Source organism: Pseudomonas sp. 14A, assembly GCF_018132745.1.
Taxonomy (GTDB): Bacteria; Pseudomonadota; Gammaproteobacteria; order Pseudomonadales; family Pseudomonadaceae; genus Aquipseudomonas; species Aquipseudomonas mercuritolerans.
The window spans coordinates 72,752-89,203 of sequence record NZ_JAGRQJ010000001.1; the positions used below are offsets into that span (position 1 = coordinate 72,752).

A 16,452-nucleotide genomic window follows, 5' to 3' on the forward strand; every position below is an offset into this window, starting at 1 on the left:
AGGCTGCGATCTCTTGATCCTCAGAATCAAAAGATCGCAGCCAGTGCCGGGTCAGGCAGCCGCAGGACGCAGCGAGTAGGTTTTCAGCTGATCAGCAAAGTCACGCAACGACTGGATGCCACTGGCCTCGGCCTCGTGAATCCATTCCTTGATGGCGGCCAGCATGTCGTGGCCATTGGAACTGGTCTTGACCCAGATCTGCTGCAAAGCCAGGCGTTTCTCGTAAATGACTTTCAGCGCCTGGCTGTGTTCGAGCATGGTCTGGATGCGCAGGTGATGACGGTCTTCCAGCAGGCTGGTTTCCCGCGACAGCAGGCGTTTGGCCCGGTGGAACTGGTGGCGCACCGAATGATCGACCTTGGCCAGCTCTTGCTTGACCAGCGGGCCGATCACCAATTTGCGGTACTGGGCCATGATCTGGAAGCGGTTGTTGAGGATCGCCATGGCGGTGTCCATGTCCAGGCTGCCCTTGCCTTCGACGCGGTGGGCAATCGGTGCGACCCGCTGCACCTTGGCCAGACGCAGGACGCAGAAGACCTTGATCCACGCCCAGCCGAGGTCGAATTCCCACTTCTTTACCGACAGCTTGGCCGAGTTGGGGTAGGTGTGATGGTTGTTGTGCAGCTCTTCGCCGCCGATCAGGATGCCCCACGGCACCAGATTGGTCGCCGCGTCACGGCATTCGAAATTGCGGTAGCCGACGGCATGGCCCAAGCCGTTGATCACGCCAGCGGCCCACACTGGAATCCACATCATCTGAATCGCCCAGATGGTGATGCCGATGGTGCCGAACAGCAGCAGGTCGATCACGCCCATGATCGCCACGCCCAGCAGCGGATAGCGGCTGTAGAGGTTGCGTTCGATCCAGTCTTCCGGGCAGTTCTTGCCGTAGATGCGCAGGGTTTCCGGGTTCTGCGCTTCGCTGCGATACAGCTCGGCGCCGGTGCGCAGCACCGTGGACAGGCCCTTGATGACCGGGCTGTGCGGGTCATCTTCGGTTTCGCATTTGGCGTGGTGTTTGCGGTGGATGGCGGTCCACTCGCGGGTGTTCTGCGCCGTGGTCAGCCACAGCCAGAAACGGAAAAAGTGCTTGAGACCCGCATTCAGCTCGAGCGAGCGGTGGGCCGAGTAACGGTGCAGATAGACCGTGACGGCAACAATCGTCACATGGGTCATCAGCAGGGTGACCGCGACCAGTGACCAGGCCGACAAGCCAAGAAAACCTTCGTACCACATAGGCTATAGGGCCCTCGATAAAGATAAAAACAGCCGTTGCATTATCACTAAGCACACAGATAAAACCAGTCGCCCTTTCAGATAAGAAGTCGCTGAATGTTTCTTCACCTATAATTCCAACCTTTTTGTAGGGACATGGACGACCGAATGTCTGCGACTTACCGCGATGCCTTGCGTGCAGCGCTGCTCTACCTCGTCCTCGCCGCCGTGTGGCTGCGGGTTTCCGATCATTTATTAAGCAGATTCTTCGATGACTCCAGTGCGCTGGCCCACTGGCAACTGATCAACGGTTATCTGCTGGCAGCCGTCAGCGCCGGGCTGATTTTTCTTGCGCGGGCGCGGCTGTGTCGGTTTCTCGGCATCGGGGCCCGCCTGCGCGAGCGCCACAGCGACCGTGAGCGTCTTCGTCAGGCGGCGGCCGTGTTCGACTGCACCCGTGAAGGCGTACTGGTCACCGATCATCGGGGCCTGATCGTTCACGTCAACCGCGCCTTTATCGAGATCACCGGTTATCGGCGCGATGAGGTGATCGGTCAGCAGCCCAGTCTGTTCAAGTCCGGTCATCATCCGCCGGGCTTCTATCAGGCAATGTTCGCAACCCTTGAAGCCGCAGGTGAATGGAGCGGCGAGATCTGGAACCGGCGCAAGACCGGCGAGATTTATCCACAGTGGCAGACCATCCGGGTGATTCACGATGATTTCGGCCGGCTCAGCCATTACGTGGCGGTGTTTTCCGACATCAGTGCGATCAAGGATTCCGAGTCCGAGCTCAAACACCTGGCGCATCACGATCCGTTGACCGATCTGCCCAATCGCCTGCTGTTCAGCGACCGCGCCGAGCAGGCGTTGGCATCGGCGCAGGCGCACAAGCGTGGCTGCGCGCTACTGATGCTCGATCTGGATCACTTCAAGATGATCAACGACAGCCTCGGGCATAACGTCGGCGACCGCTTGCTGAAAGCGGTGGCGACGCGTTTGCAGGATCTGTTCGGCGCCGGCATCACCCTGGCACGGCTGGGTGGTGACGAGTTCGCGGTGCTCGCGGAAAGTTGTCCACAGCCGGCTCAGGCCGCTGGGCTGGCGCAACGGGCTCTGGACGCCTTGAAGGAGCCGATGCTGGTAGATGGCAATCAACTGTTCATCAACGCCAGCATCGGCATCAGCCTGTTTCCCAGCGATGCCCTGAGCGCCGAGCAGTTGTTGCGCAACGCCGACAGCGCGCTGTTCAAGGCCAAAAGCGCCGGGCGCAACGGCTACGCGCTGTACACCGAAGAGCTGACCGCACATGCCCAGCAACGGGTCGAAATCGCCTTCGAACTGCGCCGCGCACTGGAGCAGGAGGAGTTGCGCGTCTTCTACCAACCGGTGCATGACCTGCACAGCAGCCGTCTGATCGGCGTTGAGGCACTGGTGCGTTGGCAGCATCCGCAGCGCGGCCTGGTGTCGCCGGCGGAGTTCATTCCGATTGCCGAGCGCACCGGGCTGATCGCCGAGATCGATGCCTGGGTGATGCAGCAGGCCTGCCGGCAGATGTGCCAATGGCAGCAGAGCGGTGTGGTGCTGGCGTTCGTCGCGGTTAATGTCTCCTCGCGGCTGTTTGCCCGGCGTGAGCTTTATCAGCAGGTGGCGCAGGTGCTGCACGACACGGGGCTGGATCCGGCGTATCTGGAACTGGAAGTTACCGAAAGCGCGGTGATGGATGATCCGGAAGTGGCGCTGGAACAGATGCATCGCTTGCGCGAACTGGGTGTGCGTCTGGCCATCGATGATTTCGGCACCGGCTATTCGTCGTTGCTGCGGCTCAAGCGCCTGCCGGTGCAGAAACTCAAGATCGATCAGGGCTTCGTCGCAGGGTTGCCGTGGGATGAGGATGACGTGGCGATTGTCCGGGTGATAATCGCGCTGGCCCGCAGCATGGGCATGCAGGTCCATGCCGAAGGGATCGAACAGGCTGAGCAGGCGGCATTTCTGTTGGCGCAGGAATGCGATCTGGGGCAGGGCTACTGGTTTGGGCGGCCGGTGTCTGCGGATCGGCTTGATTGGGCGAAAACGCCATTGATTGGCTGAATAGGCCATATGGCTTGTGGCGAGGGGATTTATCCCCGTTGGACTGCGTAGCAGTCCCATTTTTTGGGGTCGCTTCGCGACCCAACGGGGATAAATCCCCTCTCCACGAGTTCTCTTGACGATTTCAAATCAGCGCAAACCCCTTGCCCTCGCTCATATTATTTTCTGGTTATATAAACATTCTTAAATAGTCTTTTTAAGAATATCCATGCCTCTCTTATATTGCTCCCACGCCGAACGCAGTGCCGCCCACTGCCAGGCAAATCCCCTTCAAAGGAGCAGCACCATGAGCGCATCCCTTCGCAGCGTTGACGGTCAGGACGAAAGCACCATCTTGCGGGAAATCCAGAGCGCCCTGCGCGATCTGCGGTTCGGCGCGGTGGAGATCACTGTGCACAACGCGCAAGTCGTACAGATCGAACGCAAAGAGAAATTTCGTTTGCAGCAACCCGGTAAACAACCGGGCTGAGATCAAAAGATCGCAGCCTTCGGCGGCTCCTACAGGGGGCTGTGTGCAGGAGCTGGCCAAGGCGGCGATCTTTGAAACGGGACCGATTCCAGCAATACATAAGAAAAAGCCACCACCAGGAATTCCAGGAGCTTTCACCATGTCGTCGATTCGCCGTTATGCTTTGGCCGCGCTGGCCAGCGCCGTGTTTGCCGGTTCCGCCGTTGCCAAGGATTACGAGCTGCTCAACGTGTCGTATGACCCGACGCGGGAGCTGTATCAGGAATACAACGCCGAATTCATCAAGTTCTGGCAGCAGGATCATGCCGGCGACACGGTGAAAATCCAGCAGTCCCATGGCGGTTCGGGCAAGCAGGGCCGTGCGGTGATCGACGGTCTGCGGGCTGATGTGGTGACCCTGGCCCTGGCTGGCGACATCGATGAAATCGCCAAGCTCGGCAAGAGCCTGCCCGCCGACTGGCAGAAGCGTCTGCCGGAAGCGAGCACGCCGTACACCTCGACCATCGTGTTCCTAGTGCGCAAGGGCAACCCGAAAGGCATCAAGGACTGGGGCGATCTGGTCAAGAACGACGTTTCGGTGATCACGCCGAACCCGAAAACCTCGGGTGGCGCGCGCTGGAACTTCCTCGCCGCTTGGGCCTATGGCCTGAAAGCCAACGGCGGAGATGAAGCCAAGGCGAAGGAATACGTACAGACTCTGTTCAAGCATGTGCCGATCCTCGACACTGGCGCTCGTGGTTCGACCATCACCTTCGTCAACAACGGTCAGGGCGACGTGTTGCTGGCCTGGGAAAACGAAGCGTTCCTAGCGCTGAAAGAAGACGGCGGCGCAGACAAGTTCGACATCGTCGTGCCGTCGCTGTCGATCCTCGCCGAACCGCCCGTGGCGGTGGTCGACAAGAATGCCGAGAAGAAGGGCAACGCGCAGATCGCCGAAGCCTACCTCAAGCATCTGTACAGCCCGGCCGGCCAGGAAATCGCCGCGAAAAACTTCTATCGTCCACGTGACAAGGACGTAGCGGCCAAGTACGCCCAGCAGTTCCCGAAACTGGAGCTGGTGACCATCGACAAGGACTTCGGCGGCTGGAAATCCGCGCAGCCGAAATTCTTCAACGACGGCGGCGTGTTCGACCAGATTTATCAGGCGCAGTAATCTCGCCTTCAACCGGCCTGATGTCTGGGCACATGACATGTGGGACTGAGCTTTTGTAGTGAGGGGATAAATCTCTCACCACAGGGCTCACTCCCACATTGATGCGTTTTCAACCAGGGACTTTTATGTCGCGTCGTATCTCCCCCGTCATACCCGGCTTCGGGCTGACGCTGGGTTACACCTTGGTGTACCTCAGCCTGATTGTGCTTATCCCGCTGGCGGCGATGTTCGTCCACGCCGCCCAGCTGACCTGGGATCAGTTCTGGACGATCATCTCCGCACCGCGGGTACTGGCGGCATTGAAGCTGAGCTTCGGCACCGCACTGTGTGCGGCGATCATCAATGGCATCATCGGCACGCTACTGGCGTGGGTGCTGGTGCGCTACACGTTCCCGGGGCGCAAGGTGATCGACGCGATGATCGATCTGCCGTTCGCCTTGCCGACAGCTGTGGCCGGTATCGCGCTGACCGCGCTGTACGCACCGGCCGGACTGGTCGGGCAATTTGCCGCTGACCTCGGTTTCAAGATCGCCTACACCCCGCTGGGCATCACCCTGGCGCTGACCTTCGTCACGCTGCCGTTCGTGGTGCGCACGGTGCAACCGGTGCTGGCCGATATTCCCCGTGAAGTCGAAGAAGCGGCGGCGTGCCTGGGTGCGAAGCCATGGCAGGTGTTTCGCCACATTCTGGTTCCGGCCTTGCTGCCCGCCTGGCTGACCGGTTTTGCGCTGGCGTTCGCGCGTGGCGTCGGCGAGTACGGTTCGGTGATTTTCATTGCCGGCAACATGCCGATGAAAACCGAGATCCTGCCGCTGCTGATCATGGTCAAACTCGACCAGTACGATTACACCGGCGCTACCGCCATCGGCGTACTGATGCTGGTGGTTTCCTTCATCCTGTTGCTGCTGATCAACTTGCTGCAGCGGCGCATCGAAACCCCATAAGGAGGCGCGAACATGTCCCAATCGTCCATTGCGGCCGCCTCTTCGGCCAACGCTGCGCGCCGTGGCAGTGCCACTTCGCGCAGAATCCTGATCGGTCTTGGCTGGCTGATCTTTTTCCTGTTTCTGCTGCTGCCGTTGTTCATAGTGGTGTCGCAGGGTTTGAAGAATGGCCTTGGCGCATTCTTCACCGCGATCTTTGAGCCGGACGCGCTTTCGGCATTGAAACTCACCGTGTTCGCGGTGCTGATTTCGGTGCCGCTGAACCTGGTGTTCGGTGTCAGTGCGGCGTGGTGCGTGAGCAAATACTCGTTCCGTGGCAAAAGCATGCTGGTGACGCTGATCGACCTGCCGTTCTCGGTATCGCCGGTGATCGCCGGTCTGGTCTACGTATTGATGTTCGGCGCTCAGGGCCTGTTCGGGCCATGGCTGCAGGATCACGACATCCAGATCGTCTTCGCCCTGCCGGGCATTGTGCTGGCGACGATTTTCGTCACCGTGCCGTTCGTGGCCCGTGAACTGATTCCGCTGATGCAGGAACAAGGCACCCAGGAGGAAGAAGCCGCGCGCCTGCTCGGTGCCAACGGCTGGCAGATGTTCTGGCACGTCACCGTGCCCAACATCAAGTGGGGCCTGATTTATGGCGTGGTGCTGTGTACCGCGCGGGCCATGGGCGAGTTCGGTGCGGTGTCGGTGGTGTCCGGACACATTCGCGGGGTGACCAACACCTTGCCGCTGCACGTCGAGATCCTCTACAACGAATACAACCACGTGGCCGCGTTCGCCGTGGCGAGCCTGTTGCTGATCCTGGCGCTCTTCATCCTGCTGCTCAAGCAGTGGAGCGAAAACCGTATCAACCGCCTGCGCGCCAGCGCCGCGGAGGAATAATTCATGTCGATCGAAGTGCGTAACGTCAGCAAGAATTTCAACGCGTTCAAGGCGCTGGACAACATCAGCCTGGATATCCACAGCGGTGAGCTGGTCGCGCTGCTTGGCCCGTCGGGCTGCGGCAAAACCACCTTGCTGCGCATTATTGCCGGTCTGGAAACCCCGGATCAGGGCAACATCGTTTTTCACGGCGAGGACGTTTCCGGCCACGATGTGCGTGATCGCAACGTCGGTTTCGTGTTCCAGCATTACGCCTTGTTCCGCCACATGACGGTGTTTGACAACGTCGCGTTCGGCCTGCGCATGAAGCCGAAAAACCAGCGCCCGAGCGAAAGCCAGATCGCCACCAAGGTTCACGAACTGCTGAACATGGTGCAACTGGACTGGCTGTCGGATCGCTACCCGGAGCAGTTGTCCGGTGGCCAGCGTCAGCGTATCGCCTTGGCCCGTGCCTTGGCGGTGGAGCCGAAAGTGCTGCTGCTCGACGAGCCTTTCGGCGCGCTCGACGCCAAGGTGCGCAAGGAACTGCGGCGCTGGCTGGCGCGGCTGCACGAAGACATCAACCTGACTTCAGTGTTTGTGACCCACGACCAGGAAGAAGCGATGGAAGTCGCCGACCGCATCGTGGTGATGAACAAGGGTGTGATCGAGCAGATCGGCTCACCGGGCGACGTCTACGAAAACCCGGCCAGCGATTTCGTCTATCACTTCCTCGGCGACTCGAATCGCTTGCTGCTGAGCGACGACAATCACGTGCTGTTCCGCCCGCACGAAGTGTCGTTGTCCAGGCATGAGTTGGAAGATCACCACGCCGCTGAAGTGCGCGATATCCGCCCGCTGGGCGCGACTACCCGGGTGACCTTGAAAGTGGAAGGGCAGACGGATCTGATCGAAGCGGAAGTAGTCAAGGATCACGACAGCCTGATCGGCCTGGCCAAGGGTGAGACCTTGTTCTTCAAGCCGAAGGTCTGGCAGAAAGTCGCCAATATTTAAAGGCAAAAGCTTCGCGAGCAGGCTCGCTCCCACAGGGAAAACTCATTCCAAATGTGGGAGCGAGCCTGCTCGCGAATACGATTTAGACAGCAGCGCGATTCGGATTGACCCGCACCACCCCCGCCCGCAACTCGATCTCTTGTTTCAATTCCTGCCGCAGCCCGAGCAAAAACGCCAGCTCGGCCACGACAAACAACGGCCCGACAATCAGCCCGCTGATGTCATCGACAAACGCCGGTTTGCGCCCTTCATAGTGATGCCCGACAAACTGGATCACCCAACCCACCACAAACATCGCCAGGCCGCTGCTCAGCCAGACCATGGTGCTCTGCTGCGCCAGTGCATGCCCGGCCCAGACTGACAGGCCCATCAGTACGGTCATCAATACGCCGAGCTTCAATTCCAGGCGCAGGTAAAACCACGCCGAGGCCAGCGCTAAAAAAACCGCCGGAGATATCCACAGCCCGCCCAGCTCCCACTGCGGCCGAGACAGCAGGACAGCCACCGCCACCACGATCAGCGGAATGCCGATAAAGTGGCTGGCGATGTTGCGCGGGTCGCGGTGATAGGCGGCGTATTGACTGAGGTGGTCGACGAGGCTTTTCATTGTTGTTCCTCCAGTGGGGTTGAATGCATCATCCCTCGGGATCCGCGTTCGCTCTGTCGGGCAGGCGACACTCCAGGAGTGGTTATGCAAATTCGTGCACGGTTGCTCAGTGGCCAGTGGTTCAGTCATTTGCCTGCATCTTTTCAGGATAGCCTGCTGGCGCTGGCCCGGGAGCGGCGGCTGACGGCGGGGCAACGGCTGTTCCAGCGTGGCGATGCGCCGTGCGGTCTGTACGCGGTGCTCGATGGCGCCGTACGCATCGGGGCGGTCAGCGAGCAGGGCAAGGAGGCGTTGTTGAGTCTGGTGGAGGCGCCGCACTGGTTCGGCGAAATCTGCCTGTTCGATGGCCAGCCACGTACGCACGATGCCTATGCGGTCGGGCCGTGTACCTTGCTGAATATTCCCCAGGCGGCGTTGCTCAAACTGCTCGACGAACAGCCGCAGTACTGGCGGCATCTGGCGCTGTTGATGAGCCACAAGTTGCGCCTGGCGTTCATCAATCTTGAACAACTGAGCCTGCTGCCGGCCCCGGCGCGCTTGGCTCATCGCTTGTTAATGATCGCCGAAGGCTACGGCGAACTCGACGCACCGCGTCGGGTGCTGCAACTGCCGCAGGAGCAATTGGCCGCAATGCTGTCACTGTCGCGGCAGACCACCAATCAGATCCTCAAGGATCTGCAGGGGCAGGGGATTATCGGGTTGGCTTACGGCGAGATCGAAATCCTCGATGCCGCAAGACTGCGTGCCCTGGCCACGATCTAAAAACTCACGCCGATCCAATGTCGGAACTGGCACCTGTGGCGAGGGGATTTATCCCCGCTGGGGCGCGCAGCGGCCCTGAAAAAGGGACTGCTGCGCACTCCAGCGGGGATAAATCCCCTCACCACAAAGGCTCACTCCTACGAAGGATCTGCGTTTGGATTACGAACCGCGATAGGTCGAGAAACCGTACGGGCTCAGCAGCAGCGGGATGTGGTAGTGCTGATCAGTCTGCTTGACCTGGAAGATCACCGGAATTTCCGGGAAGAACGTCTCGTGCTTGATCTTCTGGTAGTACTCGCCGGTCTTGAACACCACGCGGTATTCACCGGCTTCGAATGGCTGTTTGGCCGGGAACAGTTCGGCGATCCGCCCTTGTTCGTTGGTGGTGCCTTGGGCTAGTGGCTGCCAGTTTTCGCCGACGTGTTTTTCCAGAGTGACGTTGATGCCTGGTGACGGCAGGCCGTTTTCCAGGTTGAGCACGTGCACGCTCAACGGATTGCCGGCGGCCAGCGCCAGGCTGGAAACAGCGCTCAGGCCGAGCACGGCGAGGGTCATGCGCAGGGTGGTCATGGTGGATCTCCTTAGTGGGAACGGGTGATGGTCAGGCCGGCTTTGTCGGCGGCGGCGCGGGCGCAGTTTTCGTCTTGCTCACCGCCGCCGGAACCGGCCACGCCGATGGCGCCGACCAGTTCGCTGCCGGCGAACAGCGGAATGCCGCCGCCGAGCAAGAGCAATTCATCGAGGGTGTTGAGGTTGGCGGTTTCCGGGTTGCTGCGGGCGCGCTCGGCGAACAGCCGCGTCGGCGTCTTGGTTGACAGCGCGGTGTAGGCCTTGCGCTGGCTGGCGGCGGTGTTGTGCGGGCCGACGCCGTCACCACGCAGAGTCACCAGCAGGTTGCCGCCACGGTCGAGTACCGACACCGTGCCGGTGCAACTGCTCATCGCCTTGTCCGCCAGCCAGCGTGCGGTTTTCAGGTCGAGATCGGCGTGGCGCGGCAGTTCTGGCGTGGCGCTCGCGGCGCCGCTGAGGCCGAGGATCAGGCTGGCGACAACGTATTTGACGGTCATGTGCAGGCTCCGATTGAGAAGGTCTGCACCTTAACCGGCGCACTTCGTCAGAACCCCGTCAGGCGGATTACAAGTTTGTAATGGGCAACGGCGGCGAACACGCCTAGCCTGTGTACCTGATCAATCGAGGTGTGCCATGCGTTTGCTGGTCGTAGAAGATGAAGCCAAAACCGCGAATTTCCTCGCCAAGGGCCTGGGCGAGTCGGGTTTCGCCGTGGATGTGGCGCTCAATGGCCTCGACGGCCGCTATTTTATCGAGCAGCAGGAATATGACCTGATCATCCTCGACGTGATGCTGCCCGGCCTCAACGGCTGGCAATTGTTGCAACTGATCCGCCAGCGCGGCGCCACACCGGTGCTGTTTCTCACCGCCAAGGACGCCATCGAAGACCGCGTCCGTGGTCTTGAGCTGGGCGCCGATGACTACCTGCTCAAACCCTTCGCCTTCGCCGAGTTGCTCGCGCGCGTACGCACGCTGCTGCGACGCGGGCCGATGCGCGAAGCCGAGTCGTACAGCATTGCCGACCTGGAAATCGACGTATTGCGCCGCCGGGTCAGTCGCGGCGGCCAGCGCATTGCCCTGACCAACAAGGAATTCGCCCTGTTGCAGTTGCTCGCCAGCCGCCAGGGCGAAGTGCTCTCGCGCACGCTGATCGCCTCGCAGGTGTGGAACCTGAATTTCGACAGCGACACCAACATGGTCGAAGTCGCTGTGCGGCGTCTGCGTGCCAAGGTCGATGACCCGTACATGCCGAAACTTATCCACACCGTGCGCGGCGTCGGTTATCAACTGGAAGCGCCGGACGATGTGGAGTAAGTCGATCGCCTGGCGATTGGCGCTGGCCTTCGCCATGGTCTGCGCGCTGGTGCTGAGCGCAATCGGCGTGTTTCTCTACCGCTCGCTGGCCTCGGAATTGGCCTTTCGTGACGACATGGCCCTGCTCGGTCGCCTCGAGCAAGTGCGCGCCTTGCTCGCCGACAGCGACAGCCTCGACGCCTTGCAGGCACGGCCACGGCTGTATCAAAACATGCTCGGCAATCTCGACAGTCTGCTGCTGGTGCGCCGGGCCGACGGTTCCAGCGTGATCGCGATCAACCCGCGCCAACGTGAATTGCCGGCGCTCAGTGCATTAGCGCGAGAGCAAATGCCGCAGCGCCGTGACGTGCTCACCTGGCAGGCCAGTGACGGCGCCGAGCTGGCCTTGCTGTCCGGCCAGGCCCAAGGCCCCAACGGTGAAACCCTGACGGTGATCGCCGGCAAAGTGCTCAGCGAGCGCGAGCAGATGCTCGGCAGTTATCGCCTGCGTCTGTATCTGTCCGTCGGCCTCGGCGCGGTGCTCGCGTTTGCTCTGGGCCTGCTGTTGCTGCGGCGTGGCTTGCAGCCCTTGCATCAGTTGAGCGAAGCGGTGCGCAGTATCGATCTGCGCAGCCTCGATCGACGCCTGCCCACCGAGGGCACGCCGAGCGAACTGCGCGAACCGGTGCACGCGCTCAACACCATGCTGGCGCGGCTGGACGACAGCGTGCAGCGCCTGTCGCAGTTCTCCGCCGACCTCGCCCACGAAATCCGCACGCCGCTGCACACCTTGCTCGCCAGCAACGGCCAGGCCCTGAACCATCCGCGCAGCACGGCCGAATATCAGGAAGTGCTGGCCTCGAACATGGAAGAGTTCGAACGGCTCAAGCGCATGGCCGAGAACCTGATGTTCCTCGCCCGCGCCGAACAGGCCGAACGTGCGCTCAATCTGCACACGCTGGACTTGCGCAACGTCGGCGACGAACTCTGCGATTACTTCGAAGCGCTGGCCGATGACCGCGACCTTAAACTGCAAAACCGCATGCACGGCGAATTGCTCGCCGACCAGCAACTGCTGCAACGCGCCCTCGGCAATCTGCTGGCCAACGCCGTACGCCACGCCGACCCCGGCACCCTGATCAGCCTGCAACGGTTCGATGAACCGGGTATGTGCTGGCTGCAAGTGCACAACCACGGCCCGGTCATCGCGCCTGAGCATCTGGGCAAACTGTTTGACCGCTTCTACCGCGTCGATCCTTCACGTGCGGAACCGGGAGATTCGGGTGGCCTGGGTTTGGCGATCGTGCAGTCGATCATGCAGTTGCATGGCGGGCGGGTGCGGGTGAGGAGTGACGCCGACGGCACTGTTTTTGAGCTGGGGTTTGTGGTGGTCTGACGGCCTCTTCGCGAGCAGGCTCGCTCCCACAAGGAAACGCATTCCAACTGTGGGAGCGAGCCTGCTCGCGAAGGCGCTGGATCACACAGTGATGATTTCGGATCAACGCAACCCATCCCGAAACTGCCCCGGCGTCATCCCGGTCCAGCGCTTGAACGCGCGGCTGAAGCTGCTGGTGTCAGCGAATCCCAGCAGATAGCTGACTTCACTCAACGAGCACTGCGGGTCACGCAGGTGCAGCAGCGCCAGATTTTCACGGCTTTCGTTGAGCAGGGTGTCGAAGCGGCAACCTTCATCCGCCAGATGCCGTTGCAGGCTGCGCAGGCTCAGGTGCAAGGCCTGGGCGATGCGTTCGGCGCTCGGTTCGCCTTCGGGCAGTTGTTCTTCAATGGCATCGCGCACCTTGCGCTCCCAGGTCAGCGGTTTGAGCTGGGCGAGGGTGCGTTTGAGTACGGCTTCGTTGTGTTCGGCCAGTTCCGGGTTGGCGTCGTCGAGGTGGCTGTCGAAGTCGCTGAGGGCGAATTCCAGGCGGTCTTCGGCGGCGCAAAAATGCACCGGCGCGCGGAAGACTTTGTGCCATTGCTGGGCATCGCTCGGTTCGGGGCGGCGCAAGTACACCGCCAGCGGTGCGTAGTCACGGCCGAGGCGATTGCGGCAGGTGCGCACGTAGATCGCCGCGAAGGCGTCGATGGCTTCGACGGCCGGCGCCGGGTTGCCGGGCGGGATATTCAGGCGGAATTGATAGCGGTCTTCGCTGCGGCTCAGCTCCAGTTCCAGCGCATCGCTGACCACCGGGTGATAGCGCACGATGCGTTCGAACACTTCGCGCAAGCTGCCGCTGGCCACCAGCGCATAACCGAGCGCGTGGAAGGTGGTCGGGCTGACAAAACGCGACACGCGCAAGCCCAGCGCCGAGTCGCCGCTGGCTTCAACGGCGAGCGCCCACAGGCGCGTGGTGCCGGACAGCGGATAGCGCGCGTTGGGGTCGTCCATCAGCGCTGGGTCGAGCCCGGCCTGTTGGCACAAGGCAAGGCTGTCCAGCCCGAGCGCGTCGAGTTGTTTGCGCAAGGCGCGGGTCCAGCTGGCGAGGGAGGTCGGTTCCTTCATGCGAATTGGCGCGTCCGGTCAACAGGTTGGCGTTCTTGGCTAGCGCGGTTCCAGCCCAAGCGAGGCACGATGCATTCATCTTAGACCCGAGGATGGAAGCATGGACGGTACTTCTGCAAGCCCTGAACGACTGAATGCGGCGCAGCGCTCGGCGCATATTCGCCAGGTGGTGTTGGCCAAAGGCACGCAATTGCGTGAGCGCTACCCGATTCTTCAGCATCAGGATGCCCTCGGTGCGGGGATTCTGGCGTTCGCGCTGGCCGGGATGATCGGCTCGGCGGCGCTGTACATCACTGGCCATATGGCTTGGTGGGTGTGCCTGCTGCTCAATGCTTTTTTCGCCTCGCTGACCCATGAGCTGGAACATGACCTGATCCACAGCATGTACTTCCGCAAACAACGCGTGCCGCACAACCTGATGATGGGCCTGGTCTGGCTGGCGCGGCCGAGCACGATCAACCCGTGGATCCGTCGTCATCTGCACCTCAACCATCACAAGGTTTCCGGCACTGAAGCCGACATGGAAGAGCGCGCAATCACCAACGGCGAGCCGTGGGGGTTTGCCCGTCTGCTGATGGTTGGCGACAACCTGATGTCGGCGTTCATCCGTCTGCTGCGCGCCAAGACGTGGGCACACAAGTGGAGCATCGGCAAACGCGTGCTCAAGGTCTACGCACCGCTGGCGCTGCTGCATTGGGGCGCGTGGTATGTGTTTCTCGGCTTTCACGGGGCCAATGGCATCGCCTATTTGCTGGGCTCGCCAATCGAGTGGTCGGCCACCACACTTTCGGTGATGCAGGTGATCGATATCGCCGCCGTGGTGATCATCGGCCCGAACGTGCTGCGCACTTTCTGCCTGCACTTCATCAGCTCGAACATGCATTACTACGGCGACGTCGAACCGGGCAATGTGCTGCAGCAATGCCAGGTGCTGAACCCGTGGTGGCTGTGGCCGTTGCAAGCGTTCTGCTTCAACTTCGGCAGCAGTCACGGGATTCATCATTTTGTGGTCAAGGAGCCGTTTTACATTCGTCAGATGACCGTGCCGGTGGCGCACAAGGTCATGCGCGAGATGGGTGTGCGGTTCAATGATTTCGGCACGTTTGGCCGGGCGAACCGGTTTGTGCGCGGAGATGAGGAAGTGATGTCCGGGGAGGCGGTGGAGGCCTGACAGATGCCCCTCACCCTAACCCTCTCCCAGGGGAGAGGGGACTGATCTAGCTGTTTATGCTGGATACATCGACCTGAAATTTCGAGCCGACCTCAGGTTGGAAAAGCATGAAGATCTGCTCCCTTTCCCCCTCTCCCTCAGGGAGAGGGCTGGGGTGAGGGGGCTTTTGATCTTGGTTCAATCCGGCTGAAACGGCGAAGCACTGAGGATCACTCCGGTCTCTTCCACATACCGCTGCCAATGCCCGATCAAGTCAGTGAGTTTCTGCGGCTGACTCAACGCCAGATCATGAATCTCACCTGGATCGCTCGCCAAGTCATACAGCTGCCAGGTCGCTGGCCCGACCGGTCCGGGAATCCACACGGCTTTCCATGAGCCCTGACGAATCGCCCGACGTCCGAACAATTCCCAACCGGTGACCGTATGCTCGTCATGCACCTGCGCGGTCTCGCCGGACAGGAAGCCCAGCCACGACTTGCCGCGCAGTGGCGCCACGGCTTTGCCTTTCCACTGTTTGCCCGGATGCCGCACGCCAGCCAGATCGAGAATAGTCGGGGTGATGTCCATCACCGTGCCGAAACCATGGCTGATCTGCCCTTTCAGCGGCAATTGTGGATAGTGCAGCAGCGCCGGCACGCGGATCCCGCCCTCGGTGGTGAAAGCCTTGAACAAGCGTGACGGCGCGGTTGCCACTTGCGCCCAGTTCGGCCCGTACCAGACGTAGGAATTGGCCCGGCCGATGTTGTCGAGGCTGTTGTCGTAATGCTGGTTGAGGTAGGTCATCAGCTCCGGGCCGAACTTGGGGAACGCTTCCAGCAGCGCGCCTTCGGCACCGTTGTCGGACATGAACAGGATGAAGGTGTTGTCGAGCTGGCCTTGCTGGCGCAGGTAATCGACGACCCGGCCGATGTTCCAGTCCATGCGCTCGACCATCGCCGCGTAGACCTCCATGGCCCGAGCGGAGATCTGCTTTTGCTCATCGCTCAACGCGTCCCACTGCGCGCTGAGTTGAATTAGCGGATGCGGCTCGACGTCTGCCTCGATCAGGCCCAGCGCCTTGAGTTTTTCCAGGCGCTCGAGGCGCAGTACTTCCGGGCCAGCGTCGTAGCGACCATGATATTTCTCGACGATCTCGGCCGGTGCCTGCAGCGGCCAGTGCGGCGCGGAGAAGGGCAGGTAAGCGAAGAACGGCCGGGTCTGATCGCGCTCCTTGAGGTATTGCAGCAGCTTGTCGCCGAAGGCATCGGAGGAATAGAAATCCTTCGGCAACTCGTCAACAAACTGATCGTCCTCGATGTACAGCGCCGGGGTGGATTTCAGCAGGCCCGGCGTTTGCTCATCGTAGGTCGGCTCGAAACCATAGTGGTTGGCAGCGCCCGGCAACAGTGAAAACGAACGCTCGAAACCACGCGCATGGGGCGCCAGTTCGGCCTTCAGCCCCAAGTGCCATTTGCCGCTCATCAAGGTTTGATAGCCGGCCTCGCGCAGCAGCTCGGGCAGGGCGACGACGCGGTCATTCAGATAGCCTTCGTAACCAGGTTTGCCGATCAGTTCCGGGGTCAACGCTTCGGCCATGGTGCCGATGCCGGCGATGTGGTGATCGGTGCCGGTCAGTAGCATCGAACGCGTCGGCGAGCAGGTTGGTGCGGTGTGAAAATCGGTCAGACGCAGACCGTTGTGGGCCAGCGCATCGAGGTTCGGCGTAGCGATTTCGCCGCCGAACGCACCGATGTCGGAAAAGCCCAGATCGTCGGCCAGAATCACTAGAAAGTTGGGACGTTGCGGCATCGCGAAACTCC

16 protein-coding genes are annotated in these 16,452 nt (G+C 61.1%); 10 read left to right on the forward strand and 6 right to left on the reverse strand.

Annotated elements, in window-relative coordinates; genetic code table 11:
* Positions 1-51: 51 nt before the first annotated feature.
* Entirely contained in the window at positions 52-1,236 is a 1,185-nt protein-coding gene (gene desA, locus PS14A_RS00240) for a delta-9 fatty acid desaturase DesA (RefSeq protein WP_212615013.1), read from the reverse strand.
* Positions 1,237-1,383: 147 nt separating this feature from the next.
* Here desA and dibA point away from each other — a divergent pair, with 147 nt between their 5' ends.
* From dibA to PS14A_RS00270, 6 genes are all read left to right on the forward strand, one after another.
* Positions 1,384-3,303 carry a phosphodiesterase DibA gene (gene dibA, locus PS14A_RS00245; protein WP_212615014.1) on the forward strand — a complete coding sequence of 640 codons (1,920 nt, stop codon included), beginning with the start codon at positions 1,384-1,386 and terminating at the stop codon, positions 3,301-3,303.
* A gap of 286 nt (positions 3,304-3,589) precedes the next feature.
* A complete protein-coding gene (oscA, locus tag PS14A_RS00250) occupies positions 3,590-3,772 on the forward strand; it encodes a sulfur starvation response protein OscA (protein ID WP_007917682.1) in 183 nt (60 codons plus the stop codon).
* A gap of 139 nt (positions 3,773-3,911) precedes the next feature.
* A complete protein-coding gene (locus PS14A_RS00255; RefSeq protein ID WP_024011134.1) occupies positions 3,912-4,925 on the forward strand; it encodes a sulfate ABC transporter substrate-binding protein in 1,014 nt (337 codons plus the stop codon).
* 125 nt (positions 4,926-5,050) lie between these two features.
* Positions 5,051-5,869 carry a sulfate ABC transporter permease subunit CysT gene (cysT, locus tag PS14A_RS00260; RefSeq protein WP_016772245.1) on the forward strand — a complete coding sequence of 273 codons (819 nt, stop codon included), beginning with the start codon at positions 5,051-5,053 and terminating at the stop codon, positions 5,867-5,869.
* A 12-nt stretch (positions 5,870-5,881) separates the two neighbouring features.
* Positions 5,882-6,754, forward strand: a complete 873-nt coding sequence (gene cysW / locus PS14A_RS00265; RefSeq protein ID WP_007917679.1) for a sulfate ABC transporter permease subunit CysW — start codon at positions 5,882-5,884, stop codon at positions 6,752-6,754.
* Between the two features lie 3 nt (positions 6,755-6,757).
* Positions 6,758-7,747: a sulfate ABC transporter ATP-binding protein gene (locus PS14A_RS00270; RefSeq protein ID WP_024011135.1), complete on the forward strand. Its 990-nt coding sequence runs from the start codon at positions 6,758-6,760 to the stop codon at positions 7,745-7,747.
* Positions 7,748-7,829: 82 nt separating this feature from the next.
* On the opposite strand, the gene PS14A_RS00275 is transcribed toward PS14A_RS00270, so the two are convergent.
* Positions 7,830-8,354 carry an Mpo1-like protein gene (locus PS14A_RS00275; RefSeq protein WP_212615015.1) on the reverse strand — a complete coding sequence of 175 codons (525 nt, stop codon included), beginning with the start codon at positions 8,352-8,354 and terminating at the stop codon, positions 7,830-7,832.
* An 84-nt stretch (positions 8,355-8,438) separates the two neighbouring features.
* Between PS14A_RS00275 and PS14A_RS00280 the strand changes: the two genes are divergently transcribed.
* Positions 8,439-9,116, forward strand: coding sequence for a Crp/Fnr family transcriptional regulator (locus PS14A_RS00280; protein WP_122698853.1), 678 nt, complete (start codon positions 8,439-8,441; stop codon positions 9,114-9,116).
* 159 nt (positions 9,117-9,275) lie between these two features.
* Here the strand turns inward: PS14A_RS00280 and uraH are convergent, their stop codons facing one another.
* Together uraH and PS14A_RS00290 are read right to left on the reverse strand one after the other, a co-directional pair.
* A complete protein-coding gene (gene uraH, locus PS14A_RS00285) occupies positions 9,276-9,686 on the reverse strand; it encodes a hydroxyisourate hydrolase (protein ID WP_039756340.1) in 411 nt (136 codons plus the stop codon).
* Positions 9,687-9,697: 11 nt separating this feature from the next.
* Positions 9,698-10,183: a heme-binding protein gene (locus tag PS14A_RS00290; protein ID WP_212615016.1), complete on the reverse strand. Its 486-nt coding sequence runs from the start codon at positions 10,181-10,183 to the stop codon at positions 9,698-9,700.
* Between the two features lie 136 nt (positions 10,184-10,319).
* Here PS14A_RS00290 and PS14A_RS00295 point away from each other — a divergent pair, with 136 nt between their 5' ends.
* Together PS14A_RS00295 and PS14A_RS00300 are read left to right on the forward strand one after the other, a co-directional pair.
* Positions 10,320-11,000, forward strand: coding sequence for a heavy metal response regulator transcription factor (locus tag PS14A_RS00295; RefSeq protein WP_041477440.1), 681 nt, complete (start codon positions 10,320-10,322; stop codon positions 10,998-11,000).
* Positions 10,990-12,375: a heavy metal sensor histidine kinase gene (locus PS14A_RS00300; RefSeq protein WP_212615017.1), complete on the forward strand. Its 1,386-nt coding sequence runs from the start codon at positions 10,990-10,992 to the stop codon at positions 12,373-12,375. Before PS14A_RS00295 ends, PS14A_RS00300 begins: the two co-directional genes overlap by 11 nt.
* Before the next feature lie 102 nt (positions 12,376-12,477).
* Here PS14A_RS00300 and PS14A_RS00305 read toward each other — a convergent pair whose 3' ends face one another.
* A complete protein-coding gene (locus PS14A_RS00305) occupies positions 12,478-13,482 on the reverse strand; it encodes an AraC family transcriptional regulator (protein ID WP_212615018.1) in 1,005 nt (334 codons plus the stop codon).
* 100 nt (positions 13,483-13,582) lie between these two features.
* On the opposite strand from PS14A_RS00305, the gene PS14A_RS00310 reads away from it, so the two are divergent.
* Positions 13,583-14,653, forward strand: a complete 1,071-nt coding sequence (locus tag PS14A_RS00310) for a fatty acid desaturase (RefSeq protein WP_212615019.1) — start codon at positions 13,583-13,585, stop codon at positions 14,651-14,653.
* A gap of 177 nt (positions 14,654-14,830) precedes the next feature.
* On the opposite strand, the gene PS14A_RS00315 is transcribed toward PS14A_RS00310, so the two are convergent.
* Positions 14,831-16,441 carry an arylsulfatase gene (locus PS14A_RS00315; protein WP_212615020.1) on the reverse strand — a complete coding sequence of 537 codons (1,611 nt, stop codon included), beginning with the start codon at positions 16,439-16,441 and terminating at the stop codon, positions 14,831-14,833.
* Between the last annotated feature and the right edge of the window lie 11 nt (positions 16,442-16,452).